Annotated in this window: 24 protein-coding genes and 1 pseudogene; 8 read left to right on the plus strand and 17 right to left on the minus strand. The window is 34.5% G+C overall.

Annotation, left to right across the window (positions count from 1 at the left end):
• Positions 1-335: 335 nt before the first annotated feature.
• Entirely contained in the window at positions 336-560 is a 225-nt protein-coding gene (locus CQ058_RS28420; protein ID WP_002190252.1) for a hypothetical protein, read from the plus strand.
• A gap of 98 nt (positions 561-658) precedes the next feature.
• Here the strand turns inward: CQ058_RS28420 and CQ058_RS28425 are convergent, their stop codons facing one another.
• The 3 genes from CQ058_RS28425 to CQ058_RS28440 all read right to left on the minus strand — a co-directional run bounded on the left by CQ058_RS28425 (position 659) and on the right by CQ058_RS28440 (position 2054).
• Positions 659-916 carry a DUF3963 domain-containing protein gene (locus CQ058_RS28425; protein ID WP_033709324.1) on the minus strand — a complete coding sequence of 86 codons (258 nt, stop codon included), beginning with the start codon at positions 914-916 and terminating at the stop codon, positions 659-661.
• A 162-nt stretch (positions 917-1078) separates the two neighbouring features.
• Positions 1079-1588, minus strand: a complete 510-nt coding sequence (locus CQ058_RS28435) for a phage tail protein (RefSeq protein ID WP_080019312.1) — start codon at positions 1586-1588, stop codon at positions 1079-1081.
• Positions 1575-2054 carry a GyrI-like domain-containing protein gene (locus CQ058_RS28440; protein ID WP_002167907.1) on the minus strand — a complete coding sequence of 160 codons (480 nt, stop codon included), beginning with the start codon at positions 2052-2054 and terminating at the stop codon, positions 1575-1577. Before CQ058_RS28440 ends, CQ058_RS28435 begins: the two co-directional genes overlap by 14 nt.
• Before the next feature lie 110 nt (positions 2055-2164).
• Between CQ058_RS28440 and CQ058_RS28445 the strand changes: the two genes are divergently transcribed.
• Positions 2165-3127 (plus strand): helix-turn-helix transcriptional regulator, encoded by a 963-nt coding sequence (locus CQ058_RS28445; protein ID WP_105590138.1) that lies wholly within the window; start codon positions 2165-2167, stop codon positions 3125-3127.
• Positions 3128-3422: 295 nt separating this feature from the next.
• Here the strand turns inward: CQ058_RS28445 and CQ058_RS28450 are convergent, their stop codons facing one another.
• The 8 genes from CQ058_RS28450 to CQ058_RS28490 all read right to left on the minus strand — a co-directional run bounded on the left by CQ058_RS28450 (position 3423) and on the right by CQ058_RS28490 (position 12078).
• The gene (locus tag CQ058_RS28450; protein WP_105590139.1) at positions 3423-4742 is read right to left on the minus strand and encodes an aromatic amino acid transport family protein; all 1320 of its coding nucleotides are present in this window, start codon (positions 4740-4742) and stop codon (positions 3423-3425) included.
• A 1148-nt stretch (positions 4743-5890) separates the two neighbouring features.
• Positions 5891-6640 (minus strand): ABC transporter permease, encoded by a 750-nt coding sequence (locus CQ058_RS28455; RefSeq protein ID WP_002190260.1) that lies wholly within the window; start codon positions 6638-6640, stop codon positions 5891-5893.
• Positions 6641-7402: an ABC transporter ATP-binding protein gene (locus tag CQ058_RS28460; RefSeq protein WP_002190261.1), complete on the minus strand. Its 762-nt coding sequence runs from the start codon at positions 7400-7402 to the stop codon at positions 6641-6643. It abuts the gene before it with no gap.
• 169 nt (positions 7403-7571) lie between these two features.
• Positions 7572-7913: a DUF1048 domain-containing protein gene (locus CQ058_RS28465; RefSeq protein WP_002014108.1), complete on the minus strand. Its 342-nt coding sequence runs from the start codon at positions 7911-7913 to the stop codon at positions 7572-7574.
• Positions 7914-7988: 75 nt separating this feature from the next.
• Positions 7989-8309 (minus strand): PadR family transcriptional regulator, encoded by a 321-nt coding sequence (locus CQ058_RS28470; RefSeq protein WP_002128372.1) that lies wholly within the window; start codon positions 8307-8309, stop codon positions 7989-7991.
• Between the two features lie 582 nt (positions 8310-8891).
• Positions 8892-10178: a hydroxylamine reductase gene (hcp, locus tag CQ058_RS28475; protein ID WP_002137545.1), complete on the minus strand. Its 1287-nt coding sequence runs from the start codon at positions 10176-10178 to the stop codon at positions 8892-8894.
• 701 nt (positions 10179-10879) lie between these two features.
• Positions 10880-11653 (minus strand): BcII family subclass B1 metallo-beta-lactamase, encoded by a 774-nt coding sequence (gene bla2, locus CQ058_RS28485; RefSeq protein ID WP_002190263.1) that lies wholly within the window; start codon positions 11651-11653, stop codon positions 10880-10882.
• A 143-nt stretch (positions 11654-11796) separates the two neighbouring features.
• On the minus strand, positions 11797-12078 hold the full coding sequence (locus CQ058_RS28490; RefSeq protein ID WP_002190265.1) for a MazG nucleotide pyrophosphohydrolase domain-containing protein: 282 nt from the start codon (positions 12076-12078) through the stop codon (positions 11797-11799).
• Positions 12079-12202: 124 nt separating this feature from the next.
• Here CQ058_RS28490 and CQ058_RS28495 point away from each other — a divergent pair, with 124 nt between their 5' ends.
• Positions 12203-12493 (plus strand): DUF3784 domain-containing protein, encoded by a 291-nt coding sequence (locus tag CQ058_RS28495; protein WP_002190266.1) that lies wholly within the window; start codon positions 12203-12205, stop codon positions 12491-12493.
• A 29-nt stretch (positions 12494-12522) separates the two neighbouring features.
• Here the strand turns inward: CQ058_RS28495 and CQ058_RS28500 are convergent, their stop codons facing one another.
• Positions 12523-12804 (minus strand): hypothetical protein, encoded by a 282-nt coding sequence (locus CQ058_RS28500; protein ID WP_002128376.1) that lies wholly within the window; start codon positions 12802-12804, stop codon positions 12523-12525.
• A gap of 280 nt (positions 12805-13084) precedes the next feature.
• Between CQ058_RS28500 and CQ058_RS28505 the strand changes: the two genes are divergently transcribed.
• Complete coding sequence (locus CQ058_RS28505) at positions 13085-13279, plus strand: hypothetical protein (protein WP_002190267.1); 195 nt, start codon at positions 13085-13087, stop codon at positions 13277-13279.
• A 110-nt stretch (positions 13280-13389) separates the two neighbouring features.
• Positions 13390-14427 carry a serine hydrolase domain-containing protein gene (locus CQ058_RS28510; protein ID WP_002190268.1) on the plus strand — a complete coding sequence of 346 codons (1038 nt, stop codon included), beginning with the start codon at positions 13390-13392 and terminating at the stop codon, positions 14425-14427.
• Positions 14428-14475: 48 nt separating this feature from the next.
• Here the strand turns inward: CQ058_RS28510 and CQ058_RS28515 are convergent, their stop codons facing one another.
• From CQ058_RS28515 to yeiL, 5 genes and pseudogenes are all read right to left on the minus strand, one after another.
• Positions 14476-14724, minus strand: coding sequence for a hypothetical protein (locus CQ058_RS28515; protein WP_002087603.1), 249 nt, complete (start codon positions 14722-14724; stop codon positions 14476-14478).
• 296 nt (positions 14725-15020) lie between these two features.
• Positions 15021-16055, minus strand: a complete 1035-nt coding sequence (locus CQ058_RS28520) for a flavin-containing monooxygenase (RefSeq protein ID WP_105590140.1) — start codon at positions 16053-16055, stop codon at positions 15021-15023.
• Positions 16056-16178: 123 nt separating this feature from the next.
• Positions 16179-16356, minus strand: a pseudogene (locus CQ058_RS32805) (metallophosphoesterase family protein); the annotation flags it as partial.
• A gap of 42 nt (positions 16357-16398) precedes the next feature.
• Complete coding sequence (locus CQ058_RS28525; RefSeq protein ID WP_002066393.1) at positions 16399-16752, minus strand: glyoxalase superfamily protein; 354 nt, start codon at positions 16750-16752, stop codon at positions 16399-16401.
• 13 nt (positions 16753-16765) lie between these two features.
• Positions 16766-17458 carry a transcriptional regulator YeiL gene (gene yeiL / locus CQ058_RS28530; protein ID WP_002033401.1) on the minus strand — a complete coding sequence of 231 codons (693 nt, stop codon included), beginning with the start codon at positions 17456-17458 and terminating at the stop codon, positions 16766-16768.
• A gap of 134 nt (positions 17459-17592) precedes the next feature.
• Between yeiL and CQ058_RS28535 the strand changes: the two genes are divergently transcribed.
• The 3 genes from CQ058_RS28535 (at position 17593) to CQ058_RS28545 (ending at position 19077) form a co-directional block, all read left to right on the plus strand.
• Complete coding sequence (locus CQ058_RS28535) at positions 17593-18015, plus strand: DMT family transporter (protein ID WP_002087615.1); 423 nt, start codon at positions 17593-17595, stop codon at positions 18013-18015.
• A 13-nt stretch (positions 18016-18028) separates the two neighbouring features.
• Positions 18029-18493 carry a DMT family transporter gene (locus tag CQ058_RS28540; RefSeq protein WP_002014128.1) on the plus strand — a complete coding sequence of 155 codons (465 nt, stop codon included), beginning with the start codon at positions 18029-18031 and terminating at the stop codon, positions 18491-18493.
• Between the two features lie 104 nt (positions 18494-18597).
• Positions 18598-19077: a hypothetical protein gene (locus CQ058_RS28545; protein ID WP_002128384.1), complete on the plus strand. Its 480-nt coding sequence runs from the start codon at positions 18598-18600 to the stop codon at positions 19075-19077.
• The last annotated feature ends 77 nt before the right edge of the window (positions 19078-19154 follow it).

Here is a 19154-nt window from a genome sequence, read left to right on the forward strand (position 1 = left end):
CGTGGAAAGACCGCATTTTGTATAAAAATATACGTTAAGTTGATGGATGTGGGGTAGCACCACATGGCTATCAACCTAAAATTTTATAGTATCCCCAAAATGAGAAAATTGGCATCTCCAGATGAAAATATACATTTTTTGTTTTTGGGATACTAGTTTCATTAGCTTGATGGGCATATTGGTGAAACCCCGAAATTGACATTTTGGTAGGCAATTCTTCTTCTCTTAAAATAACCTTAAATATATTATAGATTTAAGAATATTAGAAAAATAAATGGTATAGTTTTCTAAAACATCCTGAATAAAGTTGATTTTAGAAAAGGAGTAGAGAGGAAATGTTTCAGAAGCTCAAATTTTATTTACTCAGTCTTGTAATTAGTTCAATGTTAGGTGGGATTATCATAGGTGCTAATTTCTTGGTCCATAACATCTACTATTTAGTTGTAGGTAAAGAATTTCATTTTAATATGTGGTCTTCCATTATTATATTTAGTATCGTATTTATTTCGGGTTTCTCGTATATGTTGAAAAAGGGTCCAGATATACTTGTTAATGATTAAACCAATAGTACTTATCTTAGGCGCTACCATGATCTGGTTGGCGTCTTGTTTGTTGTTAAGGAAAGATAACAAAACAAAATTTCCTTAATCACAAGGCTTTAAAAGTAACCTATCCATAGTGATATTAAAGTTACTACTAACAGGGCAAGAAGAAATGTGATATTTCGAATCCACTTTTGTATATCATCAAAATACCGCTTTATAAATGCAACGTTGATATAAAACATGAGAAATACAACAAAGAAGGTAAAGTTACCAAATTTATCATTCAATTTTTCATTAGTAAATGTGCTTACATGAAGGAATAGTAAAGCAAAAGTTACTAAGAATAACTCAAATAGCCTTTTTTTGCTCACGCCACCACCCTACAGTAATTTCCTTTCGTTTTATTTTATCTGAACATAGTGTGTAGCAGACTATGAATATTATACTTATGTAAAAAAAGGCTAACAATTTAAGATTGTTAGCCTTAATCGCGCCTTTTAAAAAATAACTCAATATAACAAATGAATGATTCTTCAACTTACACTATATTCTCCTTTTATTACAAAAAACGAACCTCGAATTGTTCCAGCAAGTTTAGACTTCTGTCTAGCAAACTTAAACTTCTCTACTAACTCCGTTGGTATCTCCATTCCCTCAGAAAGCTTAAATCCAACAGCCCGCTTCTTTGGGTTATCCAACGTATACATGACGTTGACTGCAAGACCATCCTCATAGAAGACATAGGCAAATTTAATATTTCCCACTTGAAAACACGATGTTTCTAAAGGTTTTGCCGCAAACTCAATATCACGTTCTTCTTTCAAAATGCGGTTCACATAATCAAGAGTCTTCTCGCTTTCACTAGCTGGCACAACCGTAAATTCATGCTTGTATTTATTCATAAAGTAACGTGCTTCATGGGCACGTAAACCAGCAAGTGCTTCTGCTACGGGTGAAGACTCCATGCCAGCTGTAGTTACGTTTTTAAAATCAACTATATTGGACAATTCCATCTCTCCTTTTAACACTTTACTTCCTAACAACTGGAATCCATATTTCACCAAATACTAAGCCGTTTCGCTGCCCCATCTCAACTGTTGTATTTGGCCCACCAACATAGGCAAAATCTTTTTCTTCTGCTAATGCTTGACCAAATGCAATACCAGTAAGCTTATTACTTAGCTCCTCAGCTGTATTGCCTTCCCCTTTAACTACTAGGTATTCTCCCCTCGGAAACTGGATAACTCTAGATTCTTCTTGTATCGTTGCCTCTGTCATGACACCAGCGTAATACATCATCTTGTTATTCACCGCTTCACTCACAGAAAAAATGTAATCATTTGTAGCTAAAGCTTTTAAAGTGTCCAACCTTCCATCTTGTTCGACGGCCAGCCAAAAGTCTGCCTTTTCCTTGTTTATGCCCGCAAAGTCTGTATAGTGGCTCTTAAGTTCAGTTCCAATACCTAACACGATAAAGCTATCTTTTTCTTCTATTGTATAATTTTTCATATTTAAAACCTTCCTCACTTTTAAATTAATCAAGCGATTTATCTTTTCACTTGATGAGTTTATAATATCTTTAAATCATGTCAAAAAATGATACTGTTTAGGAGACCAACATGAAAAAAGTTGAACGGATTAATACGATCATGCGCTATATTAACAACCGCTCCCACTTTACAATTTCTGAAATCATACGAGAATTTAGCATCTCACGATCGACAGCTATTAGAGACATTAGAGAAATTGAAGCCATGGGGATGCCGCTCGTCGCTGAAGTTGGCAGGGATGGAGGATATTTTGTCATGCATAACTCTATCTTGCCCGTTGTTCGCTTTACTGATAATGAGGTCAAAGCTCTTTTTATTGCCTTTATGGCCACAAGAAATCAACAACTTCCCTATCTAAAGAGTCGTCAGTCTTTAGCCGAAAAACTACTAGGACTCATCTCAGAAATCCAGCAGGATGACCTTGTTCTTTTAAATCAAATCTTGCTTTTTGAAGGGACTAACCCTCATAATCCTGACCTACTTGAGCTTTCTGACCTCCCCCATCCTATGTTAGAAAAACTCATCCAAATCCTTCTTTTAGATAGCCATTTATTGATTACCGTAAAAGAAGAGGAGGAAACCAAGTTTTATCCAATTTATCTACTGCACCTTTATCAAGAAAAAAGCCATTGGATAATTGAAGGCTTTGACATAAAAGAAGAAAAAAAGAAGATGTTTCTTGTCGATCATCTCATTAATGTCGAAACCTATACGACGAAAACTAGATTAAGTAAGAAAAAAATTTCAGAAAAACTAAGTAAGAAGGACGAAGCAATCAAACTTGTACTTGAACTTGGTCCAAAAGCGATTACCCAGTTCAAAAAATACCATCCTATAAAAATTTCTATTTCCTATACAAATCCTTACCAATCCACAGCCATTCTAAAAACTTTTATCAATGTTAATAATCTCGATGAATTGATAGAAATAACAAATTGGCTACTTTTCCTAGGTAAAGATATCAAAATCAGGGAAGTTCCTGAAGAAGTGTTAGAAGGTTTAAAAGAGAGATTATGTTTATACTGCCCATAAGCAGTGGTCAGTTAAACCCAAAATAATATTGAGTTTGACTAGATGCCAGTTACCTCTATTTAAATACCTAGTAAAAACATTTTATTCGCTACCGCTACTTGAAACGCTCTTCTAAGAATAACGCCAACACAAAAAAAGACATGAACTAATCTTTGTTCATGTCTTTTCATATTAGAGTTTAACCCTCATTAAATTACTTGTTCTAAATTCGAATTTGGATTTATCTTCTCCATAATCTCTCTTTCATTCATTTTTCATATCCCGCTATTTTAGCACTTGAACTAACAATAGCGAATTAGAATAATGACTTAATACTTGCTAGGACAGTAAGTATACCTACAATAATGACAAACACATTGCTCATTTTCCCTCTGTATTTAGCCAGTACTGGTACTTTACGAATCGCATACATTGGTAATAGACATAAGATCGCAGCAACTAATGGACCGCTAAGAGCATCAATGATTCCAAGAATACTTGGATTTGCATAAGCAACATACCAGCATGTTAATACGACAAAAGTAAGGATCATTGTCTTAACTGTTTTTTCTCCTATATCTTTCCCGCGTGTTTTACCGGACTTAATAATCATGTCACGCATTACTTCATATGCTCCTATATAATGGCCAAGGAAAGACTTTGTAATAGCCACAAAAGCAATGATAGGAGCTGCAATAGTGATTACAGGCGAATTAAGCTCATTAGCAAGATATGATAGGATTGACAAGTTCTGTTCTTTTGCCATCTTAAGATCATCTGGAGTCAAACTTAAAGTACTGCTCCAAACAAAGAACATAACAACAGCGAATGTCATGATATAGCAAACTTTTTGTATTTGAGCACACTTGGCATCAGTAGCTTCTATTCCATACGTAGCTCTCTGTTTCATAACGAATGACGAAATCATAGGAGAATGATTGAACGAGAATACGATGATTGGTAGTATCATCAATATCACTCCAAAATACCCTGTTCCTGTTGAAGCAGTAGACGCACTTGAGAAACTAAGCATTGACGTATTCCACTGTGGAATTAAAGATATTGAGATAAACAGTAAAGAAGCTATGAAAGGATATACTAGCATGCTCATTATCTTTACAGTGATATCTTGACCGAAATTTAGTATAGCGATAAGACCGAGTACTAATACAAGTGATAAAATGGCCCTTGGAGGCTCCGGCATGTGCAATTGATGCACGATAAAACTACTTGCAGTATTTGTAAGTGCAACCGAATACATCAGTACGATCGTATAAATTGAGACGAAATATACTATGTTAAAAATGATACTTGCCTTATTGCCAAAATACTCTCTTATTGTGCCTGTAATCCCCTCATCAGCAGAATTGGAAGCGTATATCATTTTAGCAAGTGCCCTATGTGAGTAATACATAACAGGAAATGCAAGTATCGTAATTAACAGTAATGATAATAAACCACCTGAACCGGCATTAATAGGTAAAAAGAGTACTCCTGCTCCAATTGCTGTTCCAAAAAGGCTCAATGCCCAGGTAGTATCTTGTTTATGCCACTTTTTAGGATCTGGATATTTCTCATTTTTCACTGCAGTGTTTTCAGCTTGAAATTCTATTTTTTTTGCAGTATTCCCATTCATATAATAAATCCCCCTTGTATCCTATTCTTACGTCTCTTTTTAGGCTTAAGAATATAGACCATTCTTAAAAAATGAACCGCTTACTAGATGCGCCATATTGTAAACGATTCCACCTAAAGCTGTCTCTCTTAATGTGCGAGGCATTTATCCTCCAACCCTATACTTACCATTGATGATATTGTTTACACCAGCTAATACGATGTCCGCTGCTGCTAAACTATTTTGAAGAAATTCCCCTTCTGGTCACACACCTTTCTGTAAGTAATCGTTTCAGTCTGTCCAATTTTAAAATGTTTGATATTTTCTTCGTAGGTAATCGGTTACCTCTCGACGCCCTCATTATAACGTTTATATTTGCGAGTCTAATATTTTTTTATTTTTAGAAAGACAGAATAAACAGAATTATGAATAGATAATAAATTACAATTGGTATGTAGCAATTGTGTCTATTTTTTGAAGCTGTATTAGTTAATAGAAAAGTAAACATAATACAGAGTTCCTTTCGTTAACACATTGATTATATTAGGAACTCGTTATAAAGATACTTATATTTCCCTTTGCTTTCACATCTTATCTTTGACATGAAGCTGTTGTAATAAATAATACACATTGATGTAAAGGAATAAATTTAGAAAACATAAAATTATTCTCATGAATTTTTATTACATATAACGAATTAAAATTCATTTTTCAGAAAAGAAGAACTTTTCCAAAGGAGCCTACGCACCTTATATAATGGTTATCATGTTAAGCCTGTTAAAAGAATTACACCATAAGTTTCCATTTACTATATGTAATATTTATTAAGTGTAGTTTTTTCTAAATATGCATAATTACATATTTAGAAAAAGAGAGTATACTTTCGAATTGTGTAATAAAGATATAGCCCACCTACGGAAACAGGTGGGCTTTTCATGTATAAAAATTGCATTTATTATATGGCAATTAGAATTGAGATCAAAATATTACCTCTTCCCTTTTAACTCTCTCAGTCTGCTTTTTCTCAACGTCTGAGCCTACTTACGTACCAACTACATAACCAGTAAGAATACTAACAATTATAGCAATAACTAAGATTAATGTGATTTAAATCCATTTTCCCATATATATATTATTCCAGAAGATTTAGTTGCCATTAACTGGTGGTGTTACCCTAACTGACGTTTAAATGCTTTGCCGGCGAAGAAGTAAGCGATAACCATAATGCCCACACACCAAGCAAGTGCAATCCAAATATCGTTGCCAACAGCCCCTTCATATAAGAGGGCACGAATCGCATTCACGATTGAAGTCACAGGCTGGTTTTCAGCGAACGCACGAACAATTTTTGGCATAGTTTCGGTAGGAACAAAGGCCGAACTAATAAAGGGCAGAAAAATTAGTGGGTACGAGTAGGCTGTCGCCCCTTCCATAGACTTCGCTGTCAACCCAGGAATGATAGCCAACCATGTCAGCGCCAGCGTAAACATCCCGAGTATTCCAGCTACCGCGAGCCAATCCAGAATATTAGCACTGGAACGGAAGCCCATTAAGAGCGCAACAAGAATAACCACCACGATAGTAAGCACATTAGCAACAAGTGATGTTAATACGTGAGCCCATAATACCGACGAACGCTTGATAGGCATAGTAATGAAACGTGCCATCAGCCCGCTCTTTACATCCGTAAACAACCGTACGGAAGTGTAAGCGACACCGGATGCGATAGCCATCAGCAAGATTCCCGGCAATAAATAATTGACGTAGTTATCCGTTCCTGTCTTTATGGCGCCGCCAAATACGTAGACAAACAACAGCATCATCATAATCGGCGTAATCGCTACCGTAATAATTGTATCTGGACTGCGCATGATGTTGCGCATTAAGCGCCCTAATAATACCCCTGTTTTGCTCTTCATTTACATCTCCTCCTTTTTGCCAATGATCGCAAGGAAAATTTCTTCCAATGTCGGCTGCTTTTCGATATACTCCACTTTTGTTGGCGGGAACATCTCTTTAAGTTCTGTAAGAGTACCAGTCTTAATAATTTTTCCGCCATGCAAGATAGCGATACGGTCCGCCAGTTGTTCGGCTTCCTCGAGGTACTGGGTCGTGAGCAAGATGGTTGTGCCGCCGCCGGCAAGTTCCTTGACGGTATCCCACACTTCAATCCGCGCTTCGGGGTCAAGCCCTGTCGTCGGTTCATCGAGAAAAATGACTGCTGGCGTCCCAATCAAGCTCATGGCGATATCAAGCCGGCGCTTCATCCCACCTGAGTACTGGTCTGCCCTCTGGTTGGCTGCATCAGTCAGGCTGAATCTTGCAAGCAAATTATCAGCGACTTGAGCAGGACTAGAAACTCCACGCAAATTGGCAATCATTATCAAGTTTTCTCTCCCCGTGAGCATACCGTCTAAAGCTGCAAACTGCCCTGTCAGACTGATACTTTGACGAACATGATCCGGTTGACGCTGAACGTCAAAACCACAAATACCTACTTCGCCGCCATCTTGCTTCATCAGCGTCGAGAGGATATTGACTATTGTCGTCTTGCCCGCTCCATTTGAGCCCAGCAGTGCGAAAATTTCGCCACGCTGCACTTCAAAATCTACCCCTTTTAACACTTCCTTATCTTTAAAGGATTTTTTTAATCCTTTTACAGAAATCGCTGTATTGGTCATACTTTTTTCCTCCTTAAAAAATGTTTTGTAAAGCTAGACTGCCCACACTCCTCTATTTAGTATTACTGATAATCTGTAATACTTAGTACTGATTTAAAAATATAACTGAATAGCGATGGCGGCAATTCACATTTGTAACCAGCTAATCAGTCGGTATTACCTGTTGCATTTATTTTTTTCTCAATTGCTTCATGATACTTTCATTCAAATCTTCACGATACTTGGAAACATAAGTTTTAGCGTTTGCCACTAGTTCGTCAGCAAAGGATGCCACGTCCTCCCCAGTGATTTCTAGCACTTGTCTGCCTTCCGCCGCACCGGCTTCAAACAAATCGATTAGTTCATACTGTATGTGTAGCATATCCATCCCGTTACCAGCTGAGAAATTCCACATGTAGTTTTGAATTTTCTTAAACACAAACTGATAGTCCTCTGGCAGAGCTCCAACCCGTGCCATCATCATTTTGTACTCTTTTTTATCACCAATTAATTTTTTGAACATTTCCAACATATTATTTTTCCTCCTTTTTTATAAAGCAGAACAAGAAACTCCCAAAATATCGGCCGAATATTTAATCTTATGAGGCTAGTTTGACTTCAAGACGTTAATTTTTGATGATACAAAATCCCATTTTCTCCAAAACAATTCAAGCTCCTGACGGCCATCCTCATTTAGTGAATAAAACTTGCGAGGCGGCCCCATGTCTGACGGTTTCTTTTCAATATTCACAAGTTTTTTCTTCTCTAATCGCACAAGGATGGTATAGACCGTTCCTTCCACGACTTCAGTAAACCCAAGCTCATTCAGGTGGCGGGTAATCTCATAGCCATAAGTTTCACGGCGGCTAATGATTTCCAGAACACATCCTTCCAGCGAACCTTTCAGCATTTCAGTTAAATTTTCCATTTTCTGATCCTCCTTTACCCCCTATTCTGTCTGACTTATATTCAGTATCACAGAGTACTAAGGCTAATTTTTACTGAATAGCTTTTGAGAAATCTCACTATTCAGTATTACTTATTACAACTACATTGTATGACTAAGTAGATGGAATGTCAACTCGATTTTTAAAATTTTTTCTTAAATCCGCTTTTGCCTATTGGATACTGAATATATTTTTAAAAACTACGCTATTCAGTATTACTCATTACCACTACATTGTATGACTGTGTAGATGGAATGTCAACTCGATTTTTAAATTTTTTCTTAAATCCGCTATTATCTATTGGATACTGCCTATTTTCTTCTTAAGAAATCTCACCACATACCTATCCAGCTAAGAAAAGGAAATACCCAAAACAAAAATTCCGCATTTTTATTTTGGGCGTTATAATATTCCGAAGTTAATGAATGTAGATAGCTCTCCTTATTAAAAAGACGGATCATTTTTTTGTTCTTCTACTAATGCACCTGTGCATCTAATACATGAGCTTGCGAATACATACAAACTCTTTATAAAGTCAACTCTACATATAGGACATCCTTTTGTTACGATAACATCATATTCATATCTTCTGCTGCGGTTGTAATTAGTTTTAAACCGAATGTCTCTTGTAATACATCAAGCACGCCAGGTGAAATAAATTCAGGCGCCTTTGGACCAATGCGAATATCTTGAATTCCAAGACTAAATAGCCCAAGTAAAATAGCAACCGCTTTTTGTTCAAACCATGATAAGACAATACTTACTGGCAATTCATTCACTTCACATTGGAAAGCATCTGCTAAAGCGGCCGCTATTTTCACTGTAGAAATTGAATTATTGCATTGTCCTAAATCAATGTAACGCGGAATCTCCGTACCAGGTACAACACCATAACTCACATCATTAAAACGGAATTTCCCGCAAGAAGTTGTTAAAATAACCGTTTCTGGCGGAAGTGACGTTGCTAATTCACGATAATATTCTCCGCCTTTTCCCGGAGCATCACAACCTGCGATGACAAAGAAACGCTTAATCTTTCCTTCTTTTACTGCATTAATAATTTCCGGAGCTAATGATAATACTGTATTATGATGAAACCCTGTTACTAACTGCTCATCCGACTCCATATGTACTTCTGGAAGTTCAAGCGCTTTTTGAATCAATGGTGCAAAATCATCATTTTCAATTTTTTGTACACCCTCTAAACCTGCAATATCATATGAAAAGAATCGATCAGAGTATGATCCTTTAATTGGCATAACACAGTTCGTTGTAGCTAATATGGCACCTGTAAATTTTTCGAAAAGGCGTCGTTGATCATACCATGCCTTACCGATGTTTCCTTTTAAATGTTTATATTTTTTCAGTTGTGGATATCCGTGTGCTGGTAGCATTTCAGAATGCGTATAAATGTTAATTTCTTTTCCTTCTGTTTGCTTTAATAACTCTTCTAATGCAAATAAATTATGACCAGTAACTACAATTGCCTTACCTTCTACATGGTTCTGCGTAATTTGAACAGGCTCCGGAACACCAAAGTGATTCGTATGTGCCTCATCTAATAACTCCATTACTCGTAAAGCCGATTTCCCTACTTTCATAGCCATATCAATATGTTCTTGTTCATTAAAGTTAGAATTTGTTAATGTCATATATAGCGCTTCTTGAGTTGTAGCATCTACAAATGCATCTGTATACCCTAGCTGAGCAGCATGAGTACGATAAGCAGCAATTCCTTTTAATCCAAACACAATCGTATCTTGTAAACTTGCAATTGTTTCATTCTTACCACAAACACCCATCACTTTACATCCGCCTGTTGGCGTTTGTTCACATTGATAACAAAACATATCATCCCACCCTCTCCCAATCATTCGTTACAAATTAAGCATAATACCCATTGAGAAAAAGGGATGTGATATCAATCACAATAATATATATAAATTTGTGACAGTTCATATTATTGACATAATATTTTTATTGCCATCAAAAAAACATACAGAAAAATGGACACCTTTGTTGATGCTTTCAAATAGCTAAATCATTGATTTAGAGAACTATTAGTGATATTAGCAACTAATAGGCATACAAAAACACTATTCTTTCTATCATTCAACAGAAAGAATAGCGTTTTTTCATTTTGAAGAACTATCAATTTTTTGATTAAAGATTTTATAGGAAACCTCTTTATTTACAATACATTTACACCATCTTAACATTTTTTACATTATTTATATGATATATTTATATAGAAACTACTTAAGAAATTTCATGTACATTGTTATCTTTATAATCTCTTAACTGATTGATAAGAGATTATGTTATATTTTCATACCAGGGGTGAATTAGGATGACTGAAACTTTAAAGACACTTATAATGCTTGATGTTACTTACGTTGTTATAGCAATTATGACGGTACTGGTATTTGTATACTTGGAATTAAAATCTCAGTAACGTATGCAGGCATAATTGATAGCTTCGCATTTAAATATAGTTAGAAGAAAGCGAGGAGAAAATTGTTTCTCCTCGCTTTTATATTCCCACAGTTTCTTATTTCAACAAATCCAATGTATGTAAAAGTAATCCTCTGTCCCCTACTTCTCCATGACCAGGCACTACTAAGTTCATATTTCCATATCGGTTCAACACATTCTCAATCGATATCGACCATTCATTTACATATGCATCAGCAACATTCCCTAAATCTTTAGCTTCCGCAGATTTCACTAAACAGCCTCCAGCTAAAATGTTGTATTGCGGTAACCCTACGACAATATTATCTTCTGTATGCCCTTTCCCTGGATAGAACGTTTCTACTTTTATATTTCCAAACTTCAAATTTGTAATTGTTTGTAAGTCTCCAAGTGGCTCCTCATATCCATTTTTCTTTGCTAGTTCCGCAGTTAATGCTGTACTATGCGCTTTAATGCCTCTTTCTTTCAACATTTTTATCCCGCCAATTCGATCAGCATGCGCATGTGTAATAATGACATCCGTTACGCGCTTCTGAAATTTCTTTTCTACCATCTCTATTAGTTCCTTCGTTAACTTATCATCCCAAGAAGAATCGACAAGCACTAACCCTTTAGAAGTGTTAAGAACTAGACCGTTCGATGGAACTGCTACTCCATTAAAATAACCTAACTCAGTATGAACCCATACATTTTTGTTTAACTGAGAAATTGAAATAGTTCCTGTCTCATTCTTTATTACTTTTTGCTCTAGCTTTTGTTCCGCTTTCACAGAAGAAATTGTGCTAACAAATTGAATTGTTCCTAGTAAACTAACACATACCCCTACTTTTAATAATATATTCTTTTTCATTTTCTCCACCCTTTCTTTCAAACTAAATAGTTATTTCCTATATTAGACAATTCGTCTCAAATGTTTGTTCCATCTTTTTTTACATATTTTTCATACCATTAATAAAAAGCGCACAAAATTTTGTGCGCTTTTTAACTTTTCTTTTACCATTCACGTTTTTTATTAATCATCATTTTTTCTTCAAACGCCTTCTCTAAATCAATTTCTAACTTGTTTGCTAAATCACATACATTCCAAATTACATCAAACATTTCTAAGCCAATCTCTCTTTTCGAATCTTGTATTTTATCACGCTTTAATATAACTTCCGCTAATTCACCTAATTCCGCCATCACATATATCGTACGCTCTTCAATTGTTGTATCTTGAAACCCTTTTTCTTTACTGAAATTTAATACATATCTCTGGAATTCCACAATATTCATACTTAATCTCCCTTCATCACAAATACTCCATTTTTCTATTACAGTTAAAATCAAAAATGTATTTTGTTAAATTATAACATTCATACTATAATTTATTTATAACCCTTTAACGGAGGTGCTTTTAATGACTCTCTTCGCTTCCCCATCATTATTCATACTAGCCATCATTTCATTTGCATTAGCTTATTTCATCGGAGTAAAACAATACACTTGGCTCTTATCAGGATTCAATGAACGCCGTGTACCTGACAAAGTGAAGTTATCAAAAATAGTTGGTCTTTATAATTTAATTGCTGGTGTTATTGCCACAATTGGCAGTGTCTTCATTACTCCTAATGTTAAAATTATATTTCCCATCATTATTATTGGCCACGTTATAATCGCTGCTTATGTAAATACACGTATGGTTCAGTAAAAAAAGACCATCCAATTGGATGATCTTTTTTATAACTTATCAACATATTGCTTCGCTTCTAACAATGAAAATCCAAAAGCCTCTCTTACTCTCTTAATTGCTGTAACTGTTTTTCCTTCTTCCACAAGCTGGCGTAATTCTTTATTAATTTCAGGTTCTCTATCTACAATTCCCATTTCTTTCGAAATTAATTGTAATCTATCTTCCATCCTCTTTAAACGCGTATCTGTTTTCTTTTCGATTTTATTTAATTTTTCAGCGAGATACATAAATCCAAAGGCCGCTATCGGTATGACAATCCAAAATTCCAAGACTGTTCCTCCTCACTAGCATTGTTTTATTTAAGTAATTTATGTAATTTTTACCACAAGACACATTTAATGTATAATAGTAATATACAACATTGTTGATAAAGTGAAGATTTAATCAGTGGGGGTTTTGTTCGTCCCCCACTGATTATTAGTCTTCACCAATCGGGCGTTTACGGGCAGCCCTACTCCCACCTAACTTCTTTGCCCAGTCGAATTTTGAGGTGGGAGTTTTACTACCCGTTAATGCGAGATAAAACCTTTTATTTTAGGGGGACACTTTATGAAAAGATATTTTAAAACATTACTACAATTTGTAGTTCTTTCAATTGCACTACATTTGTTATTTGATATAGTTGGTTGTCTTGTTTTCAATGCACCAATTAAAAACAAACAAATCTTTATTTCCTTTATAACAGCCTCATGGCTTATGTACATGTACAGAGATAAATTTTTTAAAGCATTTACTTCGAATTAACTTAAACTAAGAAAACACTTCATCGATAAAAGATGAAGTGTTTTCCTTTTCTCTCTATTTACTACTGTATAATAAAGTTAATATTCTGTTTTTAAAAGAAAGGAGTCACTATGAACTTAAAAAGTAACAATATCTATGAGAAAATGAACCAATATTCTGTTGCAGGGTTAAGCTTTGCCGTTATACGTGACGGTAAACTTGATGAAGCTACTGCTTTCGGAACACTTGAATCTGGAACAACTAGAACTGTCACTACGGATTCCATATTCAATTCTTGTTCTATTAGCAAATTCATCACTTCAATGCTTGTACTAACGTTATCAGATCAAGGAATCGTATATTTAGATGAAGACGTAAATGATAGACTCACATCTTGGAACATCCCTACCACTCTATTTACTTCACAGAAAAAAGTCACGCTGCGAAACTTATTAAGTCACCAATCTGGAATTATTGATCCTCCCAATAGTTTTGAACATTATAAGCTAGTGCAAGGAATACCTAAAATCCCTGAACTTCTTGCTGGTAAAACATTATATTGCCCAGTACCTATAGAAGTAACTTATGCACCAGAAAGCCAATTCCACTACTCTGACGCAAATTTTTGTATTATCGAACAACTACTTGAAGATATAACTGGAAAACGATTCAACCTTTTACTTGAAGAATATATCTTTCAACCACTTCAACTGAAGAATAGTACGGTATTCCCTACTGAAGATATAAATAAATTAGATACATTTGCTTGTGGACATAATAAAGATGGCACCGTTACAAATGAGAAGTATCCATTTTATCCATTCGCAGCTGCTTCAGGCATTTGGACAACACCAACTGACTTATCAACTTTAATTATTGAAATCATTCATTCCTTACAGGGAAATAGCAAGCTGGAACTTTCTCAAAAAACAGTACAAGATATGATTTCTCCTCAAGGATGCACCAAATGGACTGGATTAGGTGTTTTTCTAGAGTATTCTAATGAAGACTTACAAATTCATTCACTTGGCTGGGGTGTTGGATTTCAATGTATGATGGTATGTAATCCATACCGAGGTAATGGCGCTGTTATTATGACGAACTCGGATTTAGGTGTTCATCAAAAGGATGGGATTATTGGTGAGATTTTAAAAATGTTATCCTTATAATTAACGAAATAAAACAAAGAAAGAAGCTGATTCTCCCAGCTTCTTTCTTTATATAACATTTTTCACCACAATTTTAATATGTTCTGGTGCGATAATTTCAGTTATACTTTCTTGGAAATCTTCATGCAGCAGTTCTTCAATATGTTCTAACTGCACTTCGACATGTGTGCATTCTAAATTATGTATGTTTAATAGTGCATAATGATCTTTCTTCTTAATTACTAAATATTGATTTTCTTCTGTTATGAGTACAGAACCTAATCGTATTCCTAGTAGACGTTGATCATCAAACTTCACAATTTTTCCCCTTTCCAACTACGAATGTAATTACTATACAAAAAACCTAATTTAAGGAAAAGAATCTTATATAGACTATATCATAATTTACTAAAATATAAATATCATATTTTCTTTCAATAGAAATCCCCGTTTTTTTATATATTTCGATACAAAAAACTTTCTCAACAAAAAAATTATAATTTTCAGTTTTTTATTTCATGAAAATCTATTATACTAAAGCTAATAAACGTTTGAAATGTTTGACCTCTCCTAATTCATGTACATATGGATGATCAGTAGCTGTTGCTACTGATCTATTTTTTGATTTCAGAAAGCAAATACACCGCATCCTTTCCTACACCACAAATAAGCGCAGAACCCCTTTGAGATTGCCACGGCAGTCCAATATAATACAATCCTCTTACTGGACTCATTCCCTTTGTATGATTAGGAAATCCATTCATATTCACTGCCTTTTCTATTTCAATCCATTTATAATCTTGAACAAAACCAGTTGACCATATAATACTTTGTGCACTATACGTGCCACCATTCTGAAACATAATATTATTTCCTGATGCACTTACCACTTTTCCCTGTAGTTTTATTGCTCCACTACGAATAAGTTCCTTACCTTCAAAACCAAAAATGGGATCCTTTCGCTTCTGAAACCACCTTCCTCTCTTTGTATGTATTTCGGCATACAATAAACCCATTTTTTCTAACCAATTAAAAATGCTTTTTCTAAAAAGATATAACGGTAAAAAGGTTAACGGATGACTTATAGCCATTGTAACTTCATGAGTTTTTGCAAGTTCTACTGCTATTTGCATGCCTGAATTCCCACCACCTACTACAAGTACTTTTCCCTTTGGAATTTGTAATGGTGATTTATATTGTGATGAATGTATTTGAAAAATATGTGATGAAAGATGTTGTGAAAATGAGGGGATGAATGGTTGCTGAAAACCACCTGATGCGATAATAACTTTTTTCGATTGTAAAATTTCTGTAGGAGTGTGTAATTCAAATATTTCTTTCTCTTTTCTTATTTTTAAAACTTGAGTCTGTAATTGTACCGGCAATTGAAAATACCTTGCATATTCTTCTAAATAAATTGCAATTTCATCTTTACATGGAAATCCATTCCCTTCTCCTTTTAATATCATACCTGGTAAACTACTATATTCCCTTGGTGTGAAGAGCTGCAAAGAATCATAACTGTCTCTCCAAGAATCGCCAATTCGGTTTCCCGCCTCAAGTAATAAGAAACTATATCCTTCCTGCTTCAAGTAGTATCCCATTGTTAATCCAGCTTGACCAGCTCCAACGATAATTATATCTTTCATTCCAATTCCTCCTTCTCACAAACACATGAATACATGTTCATACGTTTCCATAATCATAACATTTTATTTTTTTATAATTCAATATCTATCCAAAATAAAAAAGAGCAGTTCACTATAAAGTAAACTCCCCTTAATATGTATCATCTCGTTACTCATTAATATTTCAATTGTCCCCAAAGGATCTAACGGCCCATACACACTATCACCTAAATTTATTATCATTTCGAATATCTTTTAATACCGCCTTTAAAGCGTGACTATTCCCATTAATATCTGAAATCATCGCTATTTTTCTCTTCATTGTAACCCCTACTTTGATAAATTATTTATAACACCTCAATTTCTAAACCCTTTCCTCATAAAATGTAATTCTATTTGAGAACGGATCAATCACAGTTAATTCAATTGTATCCCAAGGTGTTCTCTCTATATCAGGTTTTGAATACGCATAATCTTTACTTGATAAAATAGCATAATAACTTTTTAAATCCTCTATTTTCACACGAATTGCACCGCCTGGTGAAGCATCCCCATGATGTTCAGATAGATGTATTACAGTATCATTTAACGAAATTTGCATATATAATGGCATATTTTCCTCATACCGATGTTCCCAATCCAGTTTAAACCCTAAAAAATTAAAGTAAAATAACTGAGCCTTTTCAATATCAAAAATTCTAAATATAGGTGTAATCATTTATAATACCCTCCTATTTATAAACATCCGCCGCCAATTCCCGCAAAACATCTACATTCATGACTTCAAAGCAACCATTATTTTTCTTTATAATTTCTTTATCACAAAAAACATTTAATGTACGTAATAAATGCCGATAACTCGTCCCTAACAATTCAGCTATTTCCGTTAAATTCCCACTAAACACAATTCTATTTCCGTGCTGAACCGCCCGTTCCCCTGCTGCTAACATGTAACTTGCAAGTCGATTTTCAAGTGGATACAGTAAATTAATTGTACTATTTTTTGAAAGTCGATTTAATTTATGGGCTAAAGAACCGCAAATACATCTTAAAAATTTCGCATCATGAAATAATTGGTTTCTCACTTTCCCTAAAGGTAGGCCAACACAATATGAGTCTGCCATAACTTGTACGTTTGAATTGATTCTTTGAGAGTGAATTAACTCTACATCTCCTAGCAACTGCAAACTGTCATAAAAACATAATAATACAGATTTCCCGTTACTTAATGTGTTAAACGCTTTCGCTTTTCCTTCAACAAAGAAATATAAATAATCTATCTCTTCGTTTTCTCTACAAATGAACTCATTCTTTTTAAAAAATATAAGTTCCATATATGGTTTCATATCACTACTAAAAAATGAATCAATATTATTTTGTTTCATATACTCTGCTAATTTATTAGAATTACATACTTTCTTCATAGTCCCCCACCTTTACAACTCATCCCAATTGTAAACAAAATTTTCTTCTTTCACTATGACATATGTCATAGTAATACACAATTTCAGCATGATACAGTCATTACAAATATGAAATATAAAAAGGGGATATTACATTGTATAACTTTCTTTCTGTCTTTATTGGTGTGCTTATTGCCATTATGCTCCCATTGAATGGGATATTATCTGAGTTAATTGGCAAGTATACAGCAAGCGTTGTCATTCATCTTGTCGGTTTAATAGCAGTTATTTTCGTTTTAATCCTTAACAAAAATAAAATCCATTTCGATAAAGGTATTCCACTTTTTTTATATAGCGCTGGAGCAATTGGAGTATTCACTGTTCTTTTTAATAATATAAGTTTCTCTGCTCTTGGTGCCTCTATTACGATTGCATTAAGCTTACTTGGTCAATCCATCGCTTCCATAGTTATTGATCATTTCGGTTTATTAGGAATGAAAGTTTCGAAGTTTGATAAGAAAAAATTAATTGGATTAGTATTCATCTCTTCTGGAATTATAGTCATGACAATTTACTAATGGAGGTAAGAAAATGTTATATATTTGTATCGCTATTTTAGCTGGTGTTTCTATCGTTGTTGCTAGAATTATTAACGCGAATTTAGCAAAGGAAATTGGAAATTGGGAAGGCACATTTTTCAATTATATTACTGGATTATTTTTCTCCATGTTATTTTTAATTTTCAGTTCAGATTCGTTGTATATTTCTAGTCATACGTTACAATCCATACCTATCGCTGTATACTTAGGCGGATTAGTAGGCGTTATCGTCATCTCATTATCAAACTATATTACTCCTAAAATATCAGCATTTTATTTAACGTTACTCATCTTTATCGGACAATTGTTTACGGGGACTATCATCGATTTCTTCCTGTCACACGAACTATCAACCGGAAAAATTATCGGTGGAATTCTCGTATTAATAGGGCTTACTTACAATTTACTCGTTGATCGCCCTATAAAAACCGTGAAGCATAACCACGTACAACTATAATACTTTACGCTTACCTATCATATATTAATAGAAAAGCTCTTCACATGAAGCCATAGAGAGGAGAATACCCTATTAAGAAAATCATTTTATTGATAGGTAGCGCATTGATTGTTTTTGGAACCGTATGGTTTTTAAACTCTGGAAAATCTATTCAAGATCTCTATACAGCAAGTAAACCAAAGAAGAAAGCTACTATTATTTCAACTCAAAGAGACCCAAATGCACCTCCTGTTTTTTTAGGAAAACAGGAAATAAAAGATATACATGTAGAGTCGCTTAAGACAAAAAAATCTATCTTCCTTACAAAAACAGATGAATTAAAAACATTCATTAACAGTATGGATACAGCAAAAAAAGGCGATTTAACGCTAGATGAAGAAGGTTCTGATTTAGTAGATTGTAACATGTGGATTACTTTCCAAGATGGAACTTATAAACAATATTTAATTTGGATAGTAGATAACAACAGTAGTGAAGTTATGATTGCCCATCAAAACACTCCTGATGACGTAGACCTTACTTATTATCAATTAAATGAAGGTAATTCAAAAAAAGTATATAACTTATTTAAAAAGGTTATTTAATAGAAAAAGTCATGAGCTACTATGAAGTGACCCCCGAAAGTTAGACAGGTCGTTTCATTAGGCAGCCTCTAGGGTAT

It is taken from the genome of Bacillus sp. MYb56 (genome assembly GCF_002976445.1).
Lineage (GTDB): Bacteria > Bacillota > Bacilli > Bacillales > Bacillaceae_G > Bacillus_A > Bacillus_A mycoides.